Source organism: Helicobacter sp. MIT 14-3879, from assembly GCF_003364125.1.
In genome coordinates this window covers 15,216-37,740 of record NZ_NXLP01000012.1, presented here as the reverse complement: position 1 = coordinate 37,740, position 22,525 = coordinate 15,216, and the positions used below count along the sequence as shown (strand labels likewise).

Below are 22,525 nucleotides of genomic sequence, written 5' to 3'. Positions count from 1 at the left end.
GGGTATAATGACGTCTTATAAATTTAAGAACTACTCCCTGTTTGGAAATGCGATGACTATTAAAAGGCTAATTTTTTCGTTAGCATTTGCTTGGATTATTCTGATTATGCTTGTGTCTTTGGTTGTTCTACAAGATAAAAGTATTGAGATTTCTAAGGCACAAATGCAAGAGATTCTTAAGACACAAAAGATACAAGACATCTTTCTAGATTCTAAGTCCCTGTATTTTCATGCAATCAATGGTAGTATTTATGCAATTCCCTTACGTTCATTCCTAGAGGAAAACCTTGAATCTGTGCTTATTCCTCAAGCAATGATTTTATCACACAGCACAGAATCTTTGCAGACAGATTCTGAAAGCAAAATATGCAAGCAATTAGATTCCAATAGAGCGGTTTGTGTTAATACGCAATCTCAACTTGCCCCTTTAATTGCGCATCTTAATCTCTCTATTCTTCAAGAAAAAATGAGTTTTAACGAGAAGATTTTTTATTGTGTGCTTGCCCTCTTATTAGGCTTAATCCCCTTTATTATCTGGTATATTTATCTTATCGTTAGACAGAGAAACCTTACAGAGCAATGGGAAATGCAGCAGCATAGAAGAGGATTATGGACACAGCACTCTAGCGGAGAATCTACCTACAAATCCACAAATGAATATAATGATATGTCCCTTACTATTATCCCAATGACGAGTAATGTACGTTTTAAGGATATAGCAGGCATTGGGGAAGCAAAAGATGAATTATTAGAAATCATTGATTATCTGAAAAATCCTAAAAAATACCAAGATTTAGGAATCTATCTCCCCAAAGGTGTTTTGCTTGCAGGTCCCCCGGGAGTTGGTAAAACCATGATAGCTAAAGCAGTTGCTGGGGAATCAGGAGTACCCTTTTTTTATCAAAGTGGCTCTTCGTTTGTGCAAATGTATGTGGGCATTGGCGCACAAAGAGTGCGTGAGCTTTTTGCAAAAGCAAGAGCTAATGCTCCTGCCATTATTTTTATTGATGAAATTGATGCTATAGGTAAAATGCGCGGTATTGATAATCATCAGGAGTGGGAATCTACTCTCAATGAACTTCTAACACAAATGGACGGATTTAGTGAGCAAAGCGGTATTATTGTTATTGGTGCTACCAATCAAGCAGAGAATATTGACAGTGCGCTATTGAGAAGCGGGCGATTTGATAGAAGAATATTTGTGGATTTACCCGATATGAAAGAACGTGAAGAAATCTTAAGAGTCTATCTCAAACAACGTAACCATACCGTGAATATCCCAGAAATTGCAAGATTATGTGTAGGCTTTAGCGGAGCAAATATTGCCTCTTTAATCAATGAAGCAGCCATTAATGCTTTACGTCATAAGAGAGATTTTGTTACCACAGAAGATATTTTAGCAACAAGCGATAAAGTTATTTTCGGTACAAAGAAGCAAAGTACTCTCTCAAGAGAACAAAAACGAATGATTGCGATTTATAATGCAGGTAAAGCAATATCACAATACTGGTTATTGCCAGACTTTGATAAAATCTCTTTGGTTGCTTATAACAATATGCAACAAGAGAGATTTCAAAATTTATCAGAGTGTATTCTTAAAAGTGAGCTTATAACACAGATAAAAATCGCATTAAGCGGGAATATTGCCCTAGAGATAGAGGGGCTAGAATCTGCTAGTCTCGCCAAGAATGATTTAGCATTAGCAAAGAAAATCGCAGCAACCATGTGTAAGGACTATGGTATGGGTTCAACGCTTATTGGCACACAAGAAGATGTAGCAGAAATTTTAGCGCAAGCGCAGAGCGAACATAGAGATTTTATCCAATCACATAAGCAATATATATTTATAATTGCTAACGCACTGCTTGAAAAAGAAAAGCTAGACAAAGAAGATATGCGACAGATTCTTGCGCTTGAATAAGCTATAATCGATGAAGTTGTAATTAATCATGAAAGGAAAATAATGAATATAAGAGAACAATATCTCAATTTCTTCCAAACCCAATCGCACAAGGTTTATGATTCAATGCCTCTTGTGCCTGATGACGCAAGTCTACTTTTCACCAATGCGGGAATGGTGCAGTTTAAGGATATTTTCACGGGTAAAATCCCTCTCCCCACTTCTTCGCGCGCCACTTCTTCGCAGCTATGTATCCGCGCAGGGGGCAAGCATAATGACCTAGAGAATGTCGGCTATACTGCGCGCCACCACACGCTCTTTGAAATGCTAGGTAATTTTAGCTTTGGGGATTATTTCAAAAAGGACGCTATTGCCTATGCGTGGGAGTTTGTAACGCGCATACTTGGCTTTGATAAGTCCCTGTTGTATGTAACGATTCATCAAAGTGATGATGAAGCTTATGCGCTGTGGTGTGAGCATATCGAGCCTAGTCGCATTAAGCGAATGGGCGATAAGGATAATTTCTGGCAAATGGGCGATAGCGGACCCTGCGGACCTTGCAGTGAAATCTATGTTGATCAAGGAGAGAAATATTTTCACTCTGATGAAGATTATTTCGGTGGCGAGGGGGATAGATTCCTAGAAATCTGGAATCTCGTCTTTATGCAGTTTGAACAAAAAGAGGGAATCCGCACGCCCCTACCCAAGCCAAGTATCGACACGGGTATGGGGCTAGAGCGCGTAGTAGCCCTCTTAGAGAAAAAGATAAACAACTTTGATACCTCGCTCTTTGCGCCTCTAATGCGCAAGATTGAGGAAATCACGCACAAGAAATACTACCACGATGATACGGTGCTGGATAATCCAATGGGCTTTAGTGCGCTACAAATCGCAGAGATAAGGAAGATTCAAGCAAGCTTTCGCGTCATAGCCGACCACGCGCGAAGTGTAGCATTCCTCCTCGCACAAGGCGTGCATTTTGACAAAGAAGGGCGCGGCTATGTGTTGCGTAGAATCTTGCGGCGAGCCGTGCGACACGGGTATTTGCTAGGGCTTAAGCAGGCATTTTTGTATCAGGTAGTCGGGGCAGTTTGTGAATCTATGGGCGGACACTATGGCTATTTGCTTGAGCGCAAAGACACGATATTGCAGCAGTGTCAAGAGGAAGAGAGACGGTTTTTTGAAACGATTGAAAGCGGCATGAGTCTTTTCAGCAAAGAATTAGATTCTACAAAGCAAGGTAGGAAGCAGATTTTTGATGGGGCGGTTGCCTTTAAGCTCTATGATACCTATGGCTTTCCGCTTGATTTGACCCAAGATATGCTGCGCGAAGATGGCATTGAGATTGATTTGGCGACATTTGAATCTTATATGAATGCTCAAAGAGATAGAGGAAAAGCTAGCTGGAAAGGGAGTGGTGATAAAATCAAGAGTGGCGATATGGGTTATCTGCTCAAGAACTTTGATAAGAATGAGTTTGTTGGATATGAGCGCGAGTATGAATGGAGCAACATTCAAGCCTTGTTTGATTCTCACCTGAATCAAGTAGAGAGGCTAGAGCAGGGGCAGGAAGGTTGGATAATGCTAGATAAGACACCATTTTATCCTGAATCTGGCGGACCTGTGGGGGATAAGGGTGTCTTATTCGCTCCCCATAAGCACAACATAGCCCTCGATAGGACATCTAGCCCACCAACCAAATTAGCAGAGGTGCTTGATACGCAGAAATTTTTTGATTTCAATCTCTCCAAAGTAAAGTCTTTAGCGGCATTAAGCAGGCACCAAGAGGTGTATGCAAAAGTAGATGCCGCGCGCTTTGAGATTGCTAAACACCATTCGGCTACGCATTTACTGCATTTTGCATTGCGTAAGATTCTAGGCAGTCATATCGCCCAAGCAGGCAGCCTTGTAGAATCTCATCGTTTGCGCTTTGATTTTTCTCACCCCAAAGCCCTATCGCTTGAGGAATTAGAATCTATTGAGAGCGATGTGAATGCGCAGATTCTCGCCGCAAGCCCCCAAGTGTGTGAGACGATGAGTAGAGAATCTGCTAAGGAAAAGGGAGCAATGGCACTCTTTGGTGAGAAATATGGAGAAACGGTGCGCGTGATTACTTTTGGAGATTCTATCGAGTTGTGCGGAGGGATTCATATCCCTAATACAGCGCAGATTGGGAGCTTCTATATCACTAAAGAAAGCGGTGTCTCTAGCGGGGTGCGGCGAATCGAAGCCGTGTGTGGTGCAGCAGCCTATCACTATGGCAAGGCAGCCTTGAGGGAGCTTAACAGCGCGAAAGAAAGTCTTAAGGCGCAGAATCTGATACAGGGTATTGATAAACTCAAAGCCCAACTTAGCGAACTAAAAGACAAAGCCACGCGGGCGCGATTGAGCGTGAAAAACCTTGATTACGAGGAGATTGCGGGGGTGAAACTTATCGTTGTGAAGCTAGATTCTCTCTCATCAAGCGAGGTGAAAGCTATCATTGACAGGGCAAAGAACGAAAATGAGCGCGTGGCGATTTTGCTACTCACAGAGGACAAGGGCAAGATAAACATTGTCGCAGGTGTAAAAAATGCGCCCCTTAAGGCAGGGGAGTGGGTGAAGCAAGTCGCACTTGTGCTAGGGGGCAATGGCGGGGGCAGAGATGATTTTGCCACAGCTGGAGGTAGGGATTTGGATAAAATTGATGAGGCATTAATCAAAGCAAGGGAAATGGCTAGAGAAGTTGTAAGAAACAGTGAGAATAGATAAAGACTTTGAGACTTATGTAGGTTACAGAAGATGGGAACAAAGGTTTTAAGGATAAATAATACCCTGTAAGCTACCTAAAGAAAACAAGGCAGAGAATCTTTTAGCAGATTAATCGCGAATTTATGATAAATGCACTTGCTTTAGAATCTAGATTCTATACACTGTCTTGCTGAAGTTATAGATGACGGCATAAATATATGACTGAATCATGATAAGGTTAAGTAAATGATATATTTTATTGCTTTAGATAATGTCTGTAAATGAGAAATCTGAAATCTTTTAGCATACAAAAATCTCGAGGGAATCAAGTTAGGGATTCAAGCTATAAAATTAAAATGGATTGGTAGGTGGATTCTAAGCTCAATTTATATTACAGAGGATTTCACTCCTATTAGTCGCTCTCAATGATAGAGATTGCGCTTTGTACAAAACTAGCAATTTGTCATTTGCAAGTAGTGAAGTAGCACAACAACAAGCATAGACTGTAGGGTGAGACATTCATTGCTATGAATTGCCGCTCTAAAGTTTCTGTAATGACAGAGTGAAAAATGTCTTTTGTTTCTTTCTTGACATTTGCTTTAATTTTCATAATTCTTACCTAAAGCTGAAGTTTAATACGTCAAATCTTAAAACCTATCTTTTAGAAACTATCTTACTCAATATGTTTGTGATTCAGAATTCAATCAAAGCAAGAACACCTTGCCCTCGCTATAAATCCCTATATCATGATAAATTTTTAAGCAAATCAATTATGTGTATCGCTAAATCTTAGGGTTGAGATTCCTAATCTTTTGAAAGATTGTTGAATAATCACTCTCTATGCTTGGCATGCTCTCTTATGATAAAGAGTATTCTGCCTTAATCTCTTATAGACTTAAACCTTGCTTGCTGCAGTGTTGTGAATCTTTTGCATGTTTTATGCTTTTTCATCTCTCATAAGAGACATGGAGCGTTGCTATAATTTTAAGCAAAGGATTAGAAAATAAGTCTGTTTCCATAAATCTGGGATAAAAAATGTATAAGTTCTGCAAGGATTCAAACAAAATGAGATGAAGCGACAATCTCTCAACAAAGAAAATCTCAATAGAGTGTTAGAGAATTTTAAATTCCAGATTTAAAGATTATTAAAGCAAAATATCAAGTAGAAGATTCAAGAGAGGGTAAAACAAGAGGTAAGCACGCTGCTCTATCATGCTCAATCCGATTTATCAAACACTATCCCCCAAGCAATAGAGAGATACTGCTTATTCAAGATTCAATACAACAAAAGTAATACACAGAGCATTGCCTATTGCTCTTTTGATACACATTAGATATTTTAGCCAAAAAATAAAAGGATTTTAGGTTATCACGGGACGCGAATGCGCAACACTTTTTTACTTCAGAATCTATTACGCAAGATGATTATGGTGTCCTTTTCACTTCAGGTTTTCTCGTTATTATGCACATTCCTAAGATAAAATAGGTCGAATAAGCAAAGTGGCTAACTTGATACCAATTCTTATGTATGTAGAAAGTCATAAGATTCTAAATGATAAAGTATGGAACAGATTCTAAGCTTTATCTCTACTCATTTCTACAAGTTAAGCTATCGCAATAAATGACGCATAGCTAATTGGCTTCTCATAGTTGATTATGAGCCAGAGCCATAAAGTTAAAAGTTAGAATCTATCGGGCAAAAACCTGCCAACTTACATCTCATACAACAAATCCTACAAGATTCTAACATTTACCTAGATTTGAGAAAGCGCAGATACAAAATCTTATCTTGACTATCAAAATCTTACTGTCAAACATCGCTTTATAACAATAAATCCCTATCCCTTGCGTTATTCTCAATAAGCATTGACAACAAATGAACCTAAGGATTCAAAACTTCGTATGCCTAAAATAGCTAAATAATAGGCATAAAGCTCAATAAATACTTGTCCTTTTAGCTTGTTTAACCGTAAAACTTCAAAAGCGTAAAAAATATCTGCTTATTCCCAATAGTCATTGAAGTATTCATGCTTACTATTATTGCAACATTGTCGGCTATAAAATTAACAAGAAATAGTTAAGTTATTGCAATGCCTTACTTGTAGCAAGAGAGTGAGAACACCTAGTCGATATATCAGCAAAGCAGCATGCACCTGCGCAAAGGATTCATTCATTTGATTGGATAACGTTTATCAAGTATGAAGTAAAGGCTTTTGGTTGTTGAGGTGAGTATGACTAACTAAATGATAAGCGTATGATGAAAGTCATCACCGCATAACGTTATCCACAGTAAAATTAAAAGATACGAGAGAAAATCTACAAATTAACTATTGATACATTATGTCTAGCTTTCTGTCTTGTACCCTCTTATATTTTCTCACAAAACTTGATTTTCTCTAACGCTTGATAATGTTATTTGCCATTTATGCGTCTATACAAGGGTAAGCACTCTTGCTCTCATTAAAGAGAAAAAGTGTAAGGAATAATCAATCATTAATGATATATTTCATACCATATATCATGACATTGATTCAGAATCCTGACTGCATGAATGTAATTACTTTAAGCCTTTGCTTTTATCAAGCAAATGCGCAATCACTCTATCTTCAATTATTGCCATTTTCACTGCAGGCAAGAGGTTATTCTTACGATAATTTTCAATGACTTCTTGTGGGTTGTATCCGCTCATCATAGACTCATAATACAAAGTCTGAAAAACCTCATTATCATTGACGTTAATCTTTTCTTGCTTAGCAAGCTTATCAATAATAAAAGTTACCTTTACGCTTGTTCTCGCCTTTTCCCTCTGTGCTTCATAGAGAGCTTTGCTTTTCTCCTGATTATTTTTCAGTTCTTCTATTTCCTCTGGTTTTAACATAGAAATTTCATTATTGAATAGAACATTCATTTCTTGTTCTAAAATATTCTCGGGTAAATCAAAATGAAATGCTTTAGAAATATTATTCAGTGCCTCTTCTTTCAACTTCTCGTTATAAAGCTTCATTTTAGATTCTTGTTCTAAATCTTTTTTAATTTGCTCTTTGAGTTTTTCTAAAGTATTTTCTTCTGAATCACCCAAAATTGCTTTTGCAAAAGAATCATCAATTGAGATTTCACCTCTCTGCTTAATGCTATTGAGCTTTACCTTGAATTCTACTGCCTGACCTGCTAGATTGGATGATTGATAATTCTTGGGAAAGGTTACATTAATCATTTTTTCTTCCCCTACATTCATACCAATGATAGAATCTTCAAAACCCGGAATAAATTGTTTGGAGCCAATGCTTAGATTAAAGCCTTCTGCTTTTCCGCCATCAAATGGTTTATTGTCTAAAAATCCCTCAAAGTCGATATTAGCAACATATCCACTTTTGAGTGTTGTCTCACTAGAATCTACAATCGGAGCGCGACTTTTTGCAAGTTCTGCAAGACGCTCTTCAACTTGCTTGCTAGTAATTTCTTCTAAGTCGAAGTTTGGCATACAAGAGAGGGCGTTATCCACAGTAAAATTAGGGGTGATTCCAATTTTTAATTCAAGTTCAATGCCGTTATCGTTTTCTTCAAATTTTACTATTAAAGGTTGTCCTATAACATCTTTTTGTTCTAATCCTAATTCCTTGATTGCATTAGCATAAAATGTGTCAATACTTTTTTGTCGGGATTCTTCTATGAGATTTTGTTTATAGCGAGATTTTATAACACTTATAGGCACTTTACCCCTCCTAAAACCGTCAATTTTAGCGGTTTTAGCATACTTATTTGCAAGCAAATCAAGCTGTTTATTAATTTCATCAGTAGAAATTCTACCGCTTGCTTTAGCATTTGCGTCATTTACTCTTTGTGCATTCATGGCAGTCCTTAAGGATTTTTAAGTTATAATTCGCGTATTGTAACCAAAATTTCATTGTTTGTAAATCTTTAAGGAGTAAAAATGTCAGATTCCAATACTCTTACCCCAAGAGAGGATTCTCTAAGTAATTCTCCAATTTCTATACCTCATATTCCTCAGCCACGTATCACTTCTATAGCAAACCTTAAGCAAAAATTAAATGCTACAAAGAATCTTTCTCCAAATTTTGGTGAGATTATTTCAGTAGAAACCAACATTATCAAAGCTACAGGTTTATCCCCAAGTGTAGGCGATGTGGTTTGGCTCATACGCAGTAATGAAACGCGCACAGAAGGCATTGTAATTGCAACACATAAAGAAATTTTTAGTGTCAGCCCCTTTAGCTTCACAGAGGGCTTTAAAAGCGGCGATAAAGTTACTATTGCTAAAGAAGGGTTAAATATTCCTGTTGGAGAGGGGTTGCTAGGTAGGGTGATTAATCCGCTTGGCATTCCTCTTGATAATAAGGGAAATCTTAATGCAAGTGCCTGCACGCCTATTATTAGCACGCCCATATCAGCACTCAAACGCGGGTTAATTAATGAAGTTTTTAGCGTGGGAGTAAAAAGCATAGATTCTTTGCTTACTTGTGGGAAAGGGCAGAAAATGGGAATTTTTGCAGGCTCTGGTGTGGGCAAATCCACGCTTATGGGTATGATTGTTAAGGGCAGTATAGCGCAAATTAAAGTCGTAGCGTTAATCGGCGAAAGGGGCAGAGAAGTTCCAGAATTTATCGAAAAAAATCTTGGTGGGAATCTTGAAAACACAGTGCTTGTCGTAGCAACAAGCGATGATTCCCCTCTTATGCGAAAATACGGAGCTTTTTCTGCTATGGCAATAGCAGAGTTTTTCAAAGAACAGGGGCATGACGTTTTGTTTATCATGGATTCTGTAACAAGATTTGCAATGGCGCAAAGAGAAATCGGTTTGGCACTTGGAGAACCTCCCACAAGCAAGGGTTATCCACCGTCTGTGCTAAGTATCTTGCCGCAATTAATAGAGCGCGCAGGTAAAGAAGAGGGGAAAGGAAGTATCACCGCATTTTTTACGGTGCTTGTTGAGGGCGATGATTTGAATGACCCCATAGCCGACCAGAGTCGAAGTATATTAGATGGACATATCATGCTAGATAGAAACCTTACAGACTTTGGAATTTATCCGCCAATTAATATTCTCCATTCATCTTCAAGGGTTATGCACGATATTATTTCACAAGAACACAAAATTGCAGCAAGAAAATTCCGTCGCATGCAAGCTTTGTTAAAGGAAAATGAGGTATTAATACGCATTGGTAGTTATCACAAAGGCAATGACGCTGAACTTGATGAAGCCATTGATAAAAAGTCTCTTATGGAGGAATTTCTTGGACAAGAAGAAAATGTCCAATCAAATTTTAATGATGCACTAGAACAATTAATGACTATCACTCACTCCACCGCGTAATGTTTGAATCTCTGAATGATTGCTACTACATAATTATGATTTGTCATCAAGGCGCAATAAATTGAGATTCTAAGCGAGAATAGACCTAAGGACACAACCAAAATAAGATACCTTTATAATAAGATACCTTTGGCTGCCTCCTTATTAAACAGGATAAGATATGGCAGAATCATGCTTTCATGTCGCAAATGGAGCAATGTTATATTCCAACCTAAACTGCAAGTCTTTATTTGAGAAAATAATTTTCTATGACACAAAACAGCAAAGAATCTTATCTCCTCACTTTCATATACAGAGTAAGTTAAAGCAGGCACAAAATCTTATCAAACTACTTCATAGAAGTGTTTGTCTTGAATGCAAAAATCCCATTGATTAAGGAAGCTTGTTTTTATAAGTTTCAAAGAGAAATTATAGCGATATGTGTAAGACCAAGATTCAAAACATTCTATTCTGTTAAGCATAATGAACTTCATTTATTTTAGAATCAAACATGCGATGTATTAATTACGGCTACCCGGTTTATAGGCAATAGAATCCTTACACAATGGACAAGAATCAGCGGGATAAATATCAAAAGAGAAGTTAGCAAGAGCAAATAGAGGAAGGCTTAACGGAAGCTTACAAATAGGAGATTGTGCTTGTATCTTGCTTCCCTCATTGCCTTTTTGATTATTTGGTAGAATTGCCTTACAGAATCCACGATTTGCAAGCCCAGCAAAAGCTACAATTTTAGCCTCTTGTTGGGCTACACATTGAGCACTCTCAAGCGCGCTTCCTCCTGTGGTAATAATATCCTCACAGATTAAAACTTTCTCTCCTTTTGTTACTTGGAATCCTCGTCTTAACATCATCTCACTATTGACTCTCTCTGTAAAAATAAATCGCACACCCAATGCCCTAGCAAGTTCATATCCCGCTAAGATTCCACCAAGCGCAGGGGAACAAACACACTCTACCTCAATGGAATGCTCTTTGATTAACGCGGCTAGGCTTAGAGCTAATTTCTGCGCTATCTGAGGATACTCCAGAACTTTTGCTGATTGTAAATAAAATTTTGTATGATTACCGCTACTTAAGAGAAAGTGTCCTTCCAATAAGGCATTGTATTTCTTATAAATATTTTCTATGTTTATTGCAGTGTTGTCTGCCATACTATTCTCCAAATATATTGATTTAAAGCCATTGATAATTATCCAAATTCTCTAAAAGAACCTTAAATCTTAAAATCCTTATACCCAGATATTAAGCGTTAATAAGATTATCAAATGTATTCCTTGCACTTAAGCATAGAATTTTGCGCACTTACTTCATACAATACCTTAACACTCTTTCAGATAGAGAAACAAGGTTGTCTGATGTTTATGTGTATAGTTTTGTCAAGTAACAGATAAAACTCAACAAAAGCTCTTAAAACTCCATAATGAATGATAACAAATTTTAGTAACCAACTCTTTATTGCTTTACTTGTTTGCTCTCACTGCTTATAAGTTCTTTATCCAAACTTTTACCTCTGTTAGTCTAAGACTAAGAATCTCCCTTATCATTCCTGCGTATAATTACCCACATTCTCTTTAAGATTTACTCAATACTTCACGCCTTTAGATAAGGTGCTTTCATTTCTGATTGCTTTCAAATTCTATGATTACTATGACCCAAGATTAAAAAAGATAGGTGCATAAAGAACATAAAAAACAAGATAAATGCTCTCTTAGAATAAGATTCTGTGTTGTTTTTATGATAGATAATACAAAACAGATTTTTGAGATACATGACAAACAAGAGGGGTGAGAGTTCTTAAACATGTATAACGCACAATACTTCATGAGGGATTGCAGATAATAACACTATAATCCCCCAATAATCTTGACATTTTCCATTAAGAATCACCCCACCTTAATTACCACACATTAGGTAGGAATACAAGCTTGAGCCTGATTGAAAGATTATATCACCCTTTAGCAAGATTCAATCAATAGCTACATGCTCTCTATCTCTGCATGGCTCTCTTAAAGAGAGATTTGCCTTATCTCTTGCATGTGTGAATCCTTGCTGCAGTGTTGTGAATCTTTTGCATGTTTTATGCTTGTATTCTTAATGCTGAAAGTTCTTTTGTAACTCTCAAGCTTCTTTGTGTAGTTTATTTTACTATGACTCACTCCAATACTTCGTTAGACGCTCTCTCATGCTTAGATATTGTTTTATGAATTTTCTTTATCTCTCTCATTAAATGCTTCAACTCTTTTTGTTCTTTGAGTGAGATAATGCTAGGCTTTTTATCTTTATTTCTTGTATGCTTTAATCCCTTAATGCTCTTGAGACTCTTTAAATGTTCTTATTCTCTTGTTTATGACTCTCCTCTTTTATCCTTAATTGCGAATCTCCATAAGAAACATAGTTGTGTATTGTTTAAAACAAAAAAAGGGGGGGGTTCTACTTTTCTCTATTCTTGGGCATAGTTTAACGCCGCTTCTAATTGCGTGTAAGAAAGTGTGTGAAAGTCAGTAAGCTTGTACTTAAGGATTAATCTATCATTAGAGAAAATAAGATTATTATCAATTAATTCCTTGCTCTTTATAAAAATTTATGAATATATCCAAATTGATAGTCAATACACGCACTATCAAGAGACGTCTTAATTATGAGTGTCTCAAATAATGTTGTATAACATCTATATCTTAATAACTTCTTCTTCCTTTGCCTTTACCATAGATTCTATCTTTTTGCTATGCTCATCAGTAATTTTCTGAATCTCATCTGCACCCTTCTTGCTTTCATCTATGGTTATTGTCTTATCTTTTTCTAGCTTTTTAATATTATTGTTGGAATCTTGACGAATATTGCGAATGGCTATCTTTGCTTTTTCCCCCATTGCACGTGCTTGCTTGGCGGTTTCTTTACGTTGCTCCGAAGTCATAGGCGGAAAGAATAATTTAATAGAATCAGCACTTGTATTGGGATTAACACCAATGTTTGCTTCTTGTATTGCCTTTTCAATATCTTTAACCAAGGGTTTCTCCCATGGGGTAATAATAATGGTATTGGCATCTTGGGCGAGTACTGTTGCTACCTGAGACAGAGGCATAAGAGTGCCATAATAACTTATGCGAATATTATCAAGTATGCCGACATTTACTCTACCGCTTCGCAAAGTAGCAAAATCTCTTTGCAAGGCATTGAGGCTTTTTTGCATGGAATCTTTTGTATCTTTATAGATATCTTGTAACATAACATCTCCTTGACTCTAAAGGGCTTACTTAAATTCGCAAATTCCTGTCTCATCTTCTTATTTTTTATCTTGTGTCTTTGCAGGCACACTAGAATCTATGCTAGGATTAGCATTTGTTGTAGGAGTAGGCGCACCAAAAACACTTGCTGGAATGTCGGTATTACCTTCCATATTTGGTGTGAGTTGGGGTTGAGTGGCATGGAGTTTAGGATTACTAAGAGGCGTGGTATTGCTTGTATTAAAGCCATCAAATGGCACAGAAATAGGCAGAGTCTCTTTAGGTATATCAACGCCATCTACAATGCTTTTGTTCGCTTTTACATTATAGAGATAGCCTAATGCAATAGTATTTGCTATAAAGATAAATCCTAAAAGCATAGTAATCTTCGCCATAAAATTCGCAGGTCCTTTTGCGCCAAAGAGACTTTCATTACTCCCGCTATAAGCACCTAAACCAATGCTTGAGCTTTTCTGCAATAAAACGACAACCACTATTATGACAGATAAAATAGCTTGTAAGACAATCAAAAAGCTAGTCATAAACACTCCTAATACCTCGATTTTGCAAATCTCTATAAGCAAAGAAAACTTTAATGCACAACACAAAACACAACATTTCAAAAATTTGAAAATAAGGATTCTATCAAAATAAGATTAATAGCAATCAATAAAAGATTAACTTTGATAGCTTAGAGAATATCAGAATATCAATAGTATGCCTTTCAGGCTCATAATTTTAGAAGCTCTAAAAGCTACTGCTTTTTCTCTGATAGTGTATTCTCTGATTGTCTGCCTGCGTGAATAAGAGAATCATAATAGCCAAAGTAATCCTTACTTTTCTTGGAGGCAAAGACATAGGTGAGCGAACCACCTCCATCAAAATGTATGCGCGTGTAAAAAGGGGATTGTGCCGTGATAGAATCAGGGAGAACAATATCATACTGATAAATTGTGCTTAGATTCTGACAATTCAGCACAGCAAGTGTTTTACTACCTACAATAAACACAAGTCCTGCCGCGTACTCATTGCAAGCTTTAGGGAGATTCTTGGGTGTAGGGTCATGCTTTCCTTGTGAATTAAGAAATCCCATAAGCAAATCTGAATTAATAAAATCTATAAAAGAATATTGCGATGAAATGGTATCGTAGCTATATTTATCTGGAGCGATTAAAAAGGCTTTATTGTTGTAGATTCTAAAAATGACTTTATCGCCCTCTTGCGGCGTGAGTCTAGGGGTAGGTAAATAAGGTTGCTTTAACTGATTAAAGGGAATAACCTTAGCAATAGCATTGACTCCTTCAATATGAATAATCTCAACATTTGCCACGATTGCTTGATAGGATTCTAAATCGCGCGTGATAATGCCTACTTCTCCTATCCTAAGGCTCATATTGGGCAGTGTAATAAGTGTTTTGTCTTTATGAGATTCTATATGGCTAATTTGTGTGATTTCAACTTGAGTAAGGTTTCTTACCTCTGTGAGTGTGCTATCTGAAATTGCAAGTGTTTGTGGTGTTTTAGGTGGATTATCTTGCATGTAGCTTTCATGGATATTGCTTTGAGCATGCAAACCAAGACAAAAGAGAACAAACACACCAACAAAGAAATATCGCAACATATCATCTCCATTTCAAAATACATGCGGCATTATAACTCAAGTATCTTAACAAGGATTCAATGCGTGAAAGTGGATTGGTTGCAATACTGCACAATACTGCATGTTGCATTGCTAAAAGAGATAAAACGATGACCTAACCCGACGACCCAACTAATGAAAGACAACTAACAATGCTTAGTGAAAATAATCTGAATCTGTCTTGATTTGTTTTTTTTTTTTTGTATCATGAGTTTGTCATAAATGAAAGATTCTACAATCCTAAGAGGGGGAGCATTAATGTGCAAATTAACACCTAAAAAATATAACGAATATAAAGAAGATATGGAGGAGCTATATAGCTTGTTTGAAAAGCATAATAGCAATAGTTCCTTTAGGGTAACTTGCTTAGGGATTTATAATAGTGGGAAAAGCTCTCTGCTAAATGCCTTAAGCGAATCTTATGATAATTCATATTTTAAAGTAGCAGATATAAGAGAAACAAAAGAGATTAAAGCCATAGATATAGACGGATTTTGTTATGTGGATACCCCCGGGCTTAACGCGACAGAATCTGATGATAAAACAACGTATGAGGCTGCTAAAGAATCAGACATCAATCTCTTTGTGCATAATATTAACACAGGCGATTTCAACCAACCAGAACGCGAATTTTTAGAACCTTGCGCACTAAATTGGGGCGATAATGAGAGATTCTTGCAAAGCACCATATTTGTGCTTTCGCGTCAAGACGAAGTCGATGATGAAGAGAGGCAAATACAAATAGTCAAAGAGAAAATCCAAGAACAAATCAAATCTATTTTTGGTGCAACAACACAGCCTTATATCATCAGTGTTTCAGCAAAAACCTATTGCAGAGGCAAGGAAAAGGGCAGTAGCCAGCTTATAGAAAAAAGTAATATCCCAGAATTACAGGAGCTTATCCTCTCAATGAAAGAGGAGATTGCAAAAATACGCGGACAAAGGATTGAGAAAAAACACAGGACAATTTGCGAAAAAATAGAGCGTAGAATCCAAGCATTGCAAAAAGAACGACAAAAAATCATCAAAGAAAAAGAAACCATGCAACGAAAAATGGATGAACACATACGTTTAATAAACGAAACCTTGCAGACGTTTAATGAACGCAACTTTGCAGACGTTTATCAGATGTATAACTGGATTTTTCGTAATTGAGAATTTATTTTAATTAAGGAGTAACTATGCCATTACCGTTTTTAGCATGGGCAGTAGCAACAGCAACAACTATCGCAATTGGAAAAACTATCTATGATGCTTTCTCAGACGATAGCTCATCAAGTACATCGAGCAATAGCAGCGATGCACAAAGAAGATATCGGGAAGAACAAGAGCGCGAAAGAAAAAGAAGAAAGGAAGATTTTATACGAGAGTCTCATCAAGAAATGCGGGAGAAATATGGGGCAGAGACTGTTATAGAAGATTCGCATTTCAAGCTTATCCAATCTCATAAGCTTGATAAGTTAGAAGAAAAGGCAAACAAAATAGAAAATGACATACAAGAACTACAAGAGTTATTAAAAGTGCTTGATATTCTTGGAATAAACAGCAAAAAACACTTCGGATTTCACACTGAATGCTAGCTTGGTGATGATAGGCGTTTGCTTCTGACTTTCGCTAGGGATTAAAGAATCTCAAAGAATCGCAACAGAGGTTTTTGCAGGTTAATCAACAAGATGAGTTGTTATTGCTCTGAGCGCGCTGAAGAATCACCTGTAAATCCTATCAAAGCCATAGAGATAATTCCCCTCCAAAGCTCAAGAACGTGAGTTTATCATTCTGCAAGTATGCGAGCGAAACCATGCTAGAGAATAGCTAAAGATTGATAATCTTTGCAAACCCTACAAACATATCATGATGAACTTTGCGGGCAAGATAGGAAATCAAGATGGACACAACAAGTCAAAGATATTGTGAAATTTTCAAAATATCAAACCACACCATTATTAAGGATTAAGATGCAAACATCATTAGAATCATTTTATCACGCATTGGAAACTCTTGAAGTCAGAGGTATCAATGTCGCAGAAAAGCGCAAGGAGATTCAAGAAGAAGTAGAAAGATTTAAGAAAGAAGTGGAAAGTGTCAAGCGGCATGATATAGAGGATAAAAAGATGAGCGACCTTATCAATGAGCATCTAACAAGCATGAAGTCTAAGATTGGGCAATGGGAACAATATTTTCAAGAGCAAGCAAAACGAGAGAAATTTCGTGAATCCTTGGAAAATAATTTCATCATCATCATCTATGGCAAAGTAAAGGCAGGTAAAAGCACCTTAGGTAATTTTGTCGCACAACACTGCCTAGGAACACAAAAACCCGAATTCCGTAAATATGACAAAGCAGGCGAACATAAGACAAAGGAGCTTGAAGTACAGGAAGATGGTTTTGCAGTCAAGATAACAGAATGTACAAGTGAGATTCAGCTTTTTAAGCTTGGTGGTATGGTTTGGGTAGATACGCCCGGACTTTCATCGATGACAAAAGAGAATGGTGAGCTAGCAAGCCAATATATAGGGGCTGCTGATTACATTATCTTCCCCACAAGCTCAGATGCCCCGCTGCAAAATGATGAGATTACCCAAATACAAGAACTTATAAGGCTAAGTAAGCAGGATCATATCAGGCTGATTATTACTAAATCTGATAGGACAGAAGAGGATGAAATCAATAATGAAATCGTCAAAATCCTACACAATAAAACCGCTGAAAATAGAAAACTACAAGAAGAGGATATAACCAATCGATTACAAGACAACTTAAAAGACAAAACTAATCAAACATATCCTAATTTCACAGCCGATAAAGTTTTTTCTATCTCTGTCATAACGGCTAAAAAGGGATTAGAGGAAAATGACCAAGAGCTTTTCGAGGGAAGCAATATCACAAGATTCTATGAATCCATGCGAGAAACCCTAGAGAAAGCACCCAAGCTCAAACAACAATCCCCCTATAAGACACTTATTGCCTTGATAGATAGCATACTGCAAAAAGACAGCAAGCAGGATTTAAAGGGAGTGCGAAATGATTTGGAAGAAGTGCGAAAACTCATTAAATTAAAAAGAAAAGAGTGCGAAAATCTTGTTGCCAATCTTCGGACAGAAATTGGACTAAAAATTAATCACAAGATCGCTACCCAAACACGAGGGATAAACAGGCATAACTTTGAGAGTATTTTTATCGCCTTGCAAGAAGAGATTAAAACAGAAACGGAACAAAGTATTCAATCAGAATTTGCAGAACTTATCGAGGATTTTAGCATACGTTTTAATGTGCTTATGCCCAAACTTGATACGGAAGTAAAAGATGAATATGTAAAGGTAGAGAGGGTGAAAGAAAGATCATTGTTGGAGCGCACAATTAACTTTCTTACATTGGACTTATTTTGCAGCGAAGAAACTAGCACAATAAAAAAAGTGATAGGTAATAATATTGATGAATTGAAAGAGCATAATCGCAAGATGCTTCAAGACACCTATCAAAAGAAGTACTTGGAAAAATGTAAGAATCAGATAGAGAGGCAATTATTCGCGCCTTGTGATTCTCTTGCAGGGGAATTAAACGCATGTATAACAAGGTTTGAAGCTGCGTTATCAAGGCTTAGAGACAAAATCTCATCAGAAGATTCAAAGATAAATTAGGAGGATAATATGCTACGAGACGCACAAGTGTATAGAGAGATTAAGGAAGAAATACAGCGGCTCAAAATTCCGCTAGTTAATTTAATTCTAAAAATATGCGAGGAAAGAGACATAGCAGAGAAAGAGAAAATAGAAAGAGACATAGCACAAGTCATTGAGATATTGGAATCTAAGCTTACAGATTTCCACCCTAAGCTTATGCTTTATGGCTGCTATAACGCAGGTAAAAGCACGGTGATTAACGCGCTCATTGGTAAGGAGGTAGCCAAAGTAGGCGACAAGCCCGAAACAAGCGAAATAACTTCCTATCAATATGGAGATTACGAACTCTTTGATACACCCGGACTCAATGCGCTCATAGAACACGAGAAAATCACTAAAGAGCATTATGCGCGATGTGAGCTAGTTCTCTTTGTCTTAAGCAATGACAATGTAGAATCTGATTTTGTCTATAAAGAGATAAAGACCATCATAGATGACAATAAGCCCATCATTATTGTGCTGAATAAAAAGCAAGATTGCAGTGAAGAGGAATTGTGGCTTTTACAAGAAAAGATTTATGACAACCTTGTAAAACTTGGCTTAACCAAAGAAGACACACAAAAACAGGTTTCCGTCTATACAGTCAATGCGCTGAGTGCATATAAGGGCAGAGTGGGGAATAAAGATGGACTTTTTAAAAGCAGCGGTTTTTCACCTTTAGAATCTCGCATGCAAGAGCTGCTCACACAGAGCGGAGACAAAGAAATAATGAACACCTGCAATCTCAGTATCGAAACATTCGTTAAAAACACACTAGAATTCATTGATAAACAAATCAAAAGCGACCCGTTAAAACTGCTAGAAGCATGTATTACACGTCTGCACAAGCAAAAGAAAGCGGAGCGTGACCGTCTTGAGTACCTCATTAACGCTGAATTAAACACCTTAGCTACAAGGTTGAAAGCCATACCGCTCTCTGAAAGCTCAAGCGCAGAGACAATGGCACAGAGTGGCACGGAAAAAATACAGCACAAGCTTAATGAAGAATTGAGAATAATTGTTCAAGACATTAACGAAGATATTCACAATGTACAAGCAGCTTGTGAAAAAATACAGATAAATTATACGGTCAGAAAGGAAAGGTATCATTCTGATGAAGACGCCACGGAGAAAGAGAAGATATCAGCTATCCTCTCAGCATTACAGGCGGCAATAACGGCACTAGCAACCAAGTTTCCCGTTATTGCCATAGTCGTACCCATAATTGAATCTATTAAACGCTTTATTGAAACTGCACAAGAAAAGAATGCAAGAATGAGGGCACTAGAGTTAGAATACCAACAAAAAATCCATGACATCATTAATTCCTTGCAAGAGGAGTTCAACAAGGGAAAAGAAGATGCTCTAAATACTATATTTGACCCTGTGATTCAAGAACTCACGCAAGAATCAGAGAATAAGAAGAGAAATAAGAGAGAATTGCGCGAGATGAAAGAAAAAATAAATGCTATACTGGATAAACTGCCCGCCCGTGATGATAAAACCTTAACACTAAGTTGTGCTACCCTTGCATAATAAAAGCTTTTGGCTTTTTACTTAATGCTAGTGTTGTTACAAACAACCTTATTGCTGCGAGTTATGCCGACTTTTGCAATGATAACAAGACATGACTCAGCAAGAAAAAATAGCATGTCTTTGCCGTGTTTCAAAGCTTGTGGTTAGGATATTGACGCTGCTTGTGTTGTTTGATAACCATGAATAAATAGAAATATTCTTAATTTGGTCTCAATCATTAAAGCAAGGGTTAGTTTGTAACTTCACATTCTTGTCTCGCGACGCGCTGTAATGTCTCTATGGAGAAGAAGACTTTTTGCTCAATAAAGGACAGTTATTAATGAATCTTGGGGTTTAAGACTTTCTTAAGTTGTTTTGTTGTTATTAATTCTAAAAGACAATCATCATGATATGCTATAATTGAAACCCCATTTTGTTCTAAAGGGACTATTTTGCAAAAACTAAGAACATTTGTCATGGTTTATATGTTTTGTTTGGGTGTCATGTTTTCAACCTCTCTAACTTTGATTCGGGCAGAGATGTTTGGACAATTAAGTGAAGAAGAATGGCAATACACTTATCAATTTTGTATGCAGGAAAATGTTAATGCCTGCAACTATCTTATTGGTAATGGCTTAGTGAGTGTTGAACATTGCTATACGACACAATGTGATACGGTAGCAATGATTTATATCATAGCAGGACGATTTGTTGAAGCCCTGCCCTATTTACACAAATCCTGCGAAGCAGGCAATATGAAAAGTTGCTCAAGCTTAGCTGATACTTATTATTTCTATTTAAATGATTATTTTAACGCAAAAAAATATTATGAATTTTCCTGCAATAACAAATATAGCACAGGTTGTTATGGTCTAGGTCTTCTCTATGGTAAGGGGCAAGGTGTACGCCAAAGCTTTGAAAAAGAAGATGATTTTTATAAAAAAGCGTGCAGCGGTAAAGAATCTCTGGGCTGCTATAACTTGGGTGTGAGGTTTCAAAGTAGCACAGAAACAAAAAATTATCAGTCTATTGCCAAGGAATATTATGGTAAAGCCTGTGATTATGGCTACCAAGAGGGTTGTGATAGATACCGAGAATTTAATGAAGCAGGCATTAAGTAAGCACGTGTTTTAGCCACTTAAAAGCGCGACTCATCTGCTAAATGCTAGCTTTATTCAACTCCTCAACTTAAGATCATTTCATCACTTAAGCTACATGCCTTTTATAATTTAAGAACTAGATTAGGAAATATTAATGCTATGATGATTTAATCATACTCTCTTTAAGTTGTATCTCTTTTAGAAGAAACTTGTTAATTGGCAAAAAGAAAGCAAGGATATATAGAGCTAAACAATATTTTGTAGTCGCATTTACAAAATTAGTGTAGAATCTTTAGTCATGAATAGGTTTAAAGCATTAATTTGGAATTAATTTTGCTTTATTGAAACAATATGACATGGTAATTAGGGAGAATACTATGGATAATTTTTCAAAGGCTTTTGGCACTTCATTTGAAACATCTAAAGCTTACAATCTTGTATATAGTGCATTAGATTATCGTTCTTTAAGACAAGATTTAATTGCAGGTAATATGGCAAATGTTAATACACCTTATTACAGACCCAAAGATGTGCATTTTGAGGACATGTTAGCAGAAAAAGCGTCTCAAATTTTTGACAACAAGTCTCTTTCACAGAATTTGGAACTTGTAAGAGTTTTGCCTCAACATGTGCGGGGGCTACATCCAGATCGTCTAACAGGATCTATATTTTTTAGGGATGGGCATTTAGCAAGAAACGATGGAAATAGTGTGGATTTAGATGTTGAGACGAGTGAATTGGGCAAGAACTCCACAATGTATCAAGCTCTTACTTCAGCATTGAAAAAGCATAAGGGGATTTTTGCCTATGCTTTAGAATCTGGCAAGAATTTATAGTGGATTAACAAAAGATAGTGTATAATTAGTAAAAGGATTATAAAATGTTTTTAAGTACATTTGACATTAGCGGTTATGGTTTATCAGCTCAGAGAGTTCGTGTGAATATTATTTCTTCCAATATTGCAAATGCAAATACCACACGGACAGATGAAGGTGGACCATATAGAAGACAGGAAGTTGTATTTCGCTCCTTTGATTTCAATAAAGAACTCAATAAGAGATTAGCTAAAGATAATAATCTTCTTGAGTATAAAGACCCATTACAAGAGGGAGAATACGGTAGAAAGCCTGTTCCACCAATTAGCGGCGTATATGTTGATAAGATTGTGCGAGATGATAATAAACCGCTTATGAAATATGATCCTACTCACCCCGATGCGAATGCACAGGGCTATGTTGCTTATCCAAATGTCAATCCTGTTGTGGAAATGGCTGATTTGGTAGAAGCGACAAGGGCTTATCAAGCAAATGTTGCGGCATTTCAAAGTGCTAAGAATATGGCAAATAACGCAATTACTATGTTTCAGGCTTAATGCTGATAGAATTTTAATTTAAGATAATATTAAAATAGACGATATTATAATAAG

The 22,525-nt window shown here is 36.9% G+C and carries 16 protein-coding genes; 11 read left to right on the top strand and 5 right to left on the bottom strand.

The window, feature by feature from the left end; translation table 11 throughout:
• Positions 1 to 52: 52 nt before the first annotated feature.
• Together CQA44_RS07455 and alaS are read left to right on the top strand one after the other, a co-directional pair.
• The gene (locus CQA44_RS07455; RefSeq protein WP_258864936.1) at positions 53 to 1,921 is read left to right on the top strand and encodes an AAA family ATPase; all 1,869 of its coding nucleotides are present in this window, start codon (positions 53 to 55) and stop codon (positions 1,919 to 1,921) included.
• A gap of 42 nt (positions 1,922 to 1,963) precedes the next feature.
• A complete protein-coding gene (gene alaS / locus CQA44_RS07450) occupies positions 1,964 to 4,651 on the top strand; it encodes an alanine--tRNA ligase (protein ID WP_115546644.1) in 2,688 nt (895 codons plus the stop codon).
• A 2,536-nt stretch (positions 4,652 to 7,187) separates the two neighbouring features.
• Here alaS and tig read toward each other — a convergent pair.
• Entirely contained in the window at positions 7,188 to 8,480 is a 1,293-nt protein-coding gene (tig, locus tag CQA44_RS07445) for a trigger factor (RefSeq protein ID WP_115546643.1), read from the bottom strand.
• Positions 8,481 to 8,561: 81 nt separating this feature from the next.
• Here tig and fliI point away from each other — a divergent pair, with 81 nt between their 5' ends.
• Together fliI and CQA44_RS12410 are read left to right on the top strand one after the other, a co-directional pair.
• Entirely contained in the window at positions 8,562 to 9,962 is a 1,401-nt protein-coding gene (gene fliI / locus CQA44_RS07440) for a flagellar protein export ATPase FliI (protein WP_115546642.1), read from the top strand.
• A 160-nt stretch (positions 9,963 to 10,122) separates the two neighbouring features.
• Complete coding sequence (locus CQA44_RS12410) at positions 10,123 to 10,338, top strand: hypothetical protein (protein WP_147289764.1); 216 nt, start codon at positions 10,123 to 10,125, stop codon at positions 10,336 to 10,338.
• 124 nt (positions 10,339 to 10,462) lie between these two features.
• Here CQA44_RS12410 and pyrE read toward each other — a convergent pair whose 3' ends face one another.
• From pyrE to CQA44_RS07420, 4 genes are all read right to left on the bottom strand, one after another.
• On the bottom strand, positions 10,463 to 11,113 hold the full coding sequence (gene pyrE, locus CQA44_RS07435; protein WP_181881821.1) for an orotate phosphoribosyltransferase: 651 nt from the start codon (positions 11,111 to 11,113) through the stop codon (positions 10,463 to 10,465).
• A gap of 1,517 nt (positions 11,114 to 12,630) precedes the next feature.
• Positions 12,631 to 13,188 carry a ribosome recycling factor gene (frr, locus tag CQA44_RS07430; protein WP_115546641.1) on the bottom strand — a complete coding sequence of 186 codons (558 nt, stop codon included), beginning with the start codon at positions 13,186 to 13,188 and terminating at the stop codon, positions 12,631 to 12,633.
• A gap of 57 nt (positions 13,189 to 13,245) precedes the next feature.
• A complete protein-coding gene (secG, locus tag CQA44_RS07425; protein ID WP_181881820.1) occupies positions 13,246 to 13,728 on the bottom strand; it encodes a preprotein translocase subunit SecG in 483 nt (160 codons plus the stop codon).
• Positions 13,729 to 13,940: 212 nt separating this feature from the next.
• Positions 13,941 to 14,807 carry a plasminogen-binding N-terminal domain-containing protein gene (locus CQA44_RS07420; protein ID WP_258864935.1) on the bottom strand — a complete coding sequence of 289 codons (867 nt, stop codon included), beginning with the start codon at positions 14,805 to 14,807 and terminating at the stop codon, positions 13,941 to 13,943.
• 276 nt (positions 14,808 to 15,083) lie between these two features.
• Between CQA44_RS07420 and CQA44_RS07415 the strand changes: the two genes are divergently transcribed.
• From CQA44_RS07415 to flgC, 7 genes are all read left to right on the top strand, one after another.
• Entirely contained in the window at positions 15,084 to 15,980 is an 897-nt protein-coding gene (locus CQA44_RS07415; protein ID WP_181881819.1) for a GTPase, read from the top strand.
• Between the two features lie 26 nt (positions 15,981 to 16,006).
• A complete protein-coding gene (locus CQA44_RS07410; RefSeq protein WP_115546639.1) occupies positions 16,007 to 16,405 on the top strand; it encodes a hypothetical protein in 399 nt (132 codons plus the stop codon).
• A 375-nt stretch (positions 16,406 to 16,780) separates the two neighbouring features.
• Positions 16,781 to 18,463 carry a GTP-binding protein gene (locus CQA44_RS07405; RefSeq protein ID WP_115546638.1) on the top strand — a complete coding sequence of 561 codons (1,683 nt, stop codon included), beginning with the start codon at positions 16,781 to 16,783 and terminating at the stop codon, positions 18,461 to 18,463.
• A gap of 9 nt (positions 18,464 to 18,472) precedes the next feature.
• The gene (locus tag CQA44_RS07400; RefSeq protein ID WP_115546637.1) at positions 18,473 to 20,020 is read left to right on the top strand and encodes a GTPase; all 1,548 of its coding nucleotides are present in this window, start codon (positions 18,473 to 18,475) and stop codon (positions 20,018 to 20,020) included.
• Between the two features lie 431 nt (positions 20,021 to 20,451).
• Positions 20,452 to 21,120 (top strand): tetratricopeptide repeat protein, encoded by a 669-nt coding sequence (locus CQA44_RS07395; protein ID WP_258864934.1) that lies wholly within the window; start codon positions 20,452 to 20,454, stop codon positions 21,118 to 21,120.
• A 356-nt stretch (positions 21,121 to 21,476) separates the two neighbouring features.
• Positions 21,477 to 21,935 carry a flagellar basal body rod protein FlgB gene (flgB, locus tag CQA44_RS07390; protein WP_115546636.1) on the top strand — a complete coding sequence of 153 codons (459 nt, stop codon included), beginning with the start codon at positions 21,477 to 21,479 and terminating at the stop codon, positions 21,933 to 21,935.
• Positions 21,936 to 21,979: 44 nt separating this feature from the next.
• On the top strand, positions 21,980 to 22,471 hold the full coding sequence (flgC, locus tag CQA44_RS07385) for a flagellar basal body rod protein FlgC (protein ID WP_115546635.1): 492 nt from the start codon (positions 21,980 to 21,982) through the stop codon (positions 22,469 to 22,471).
• Positions 22,472 to 22,525 lie beyond the last annotated feature (54 nt).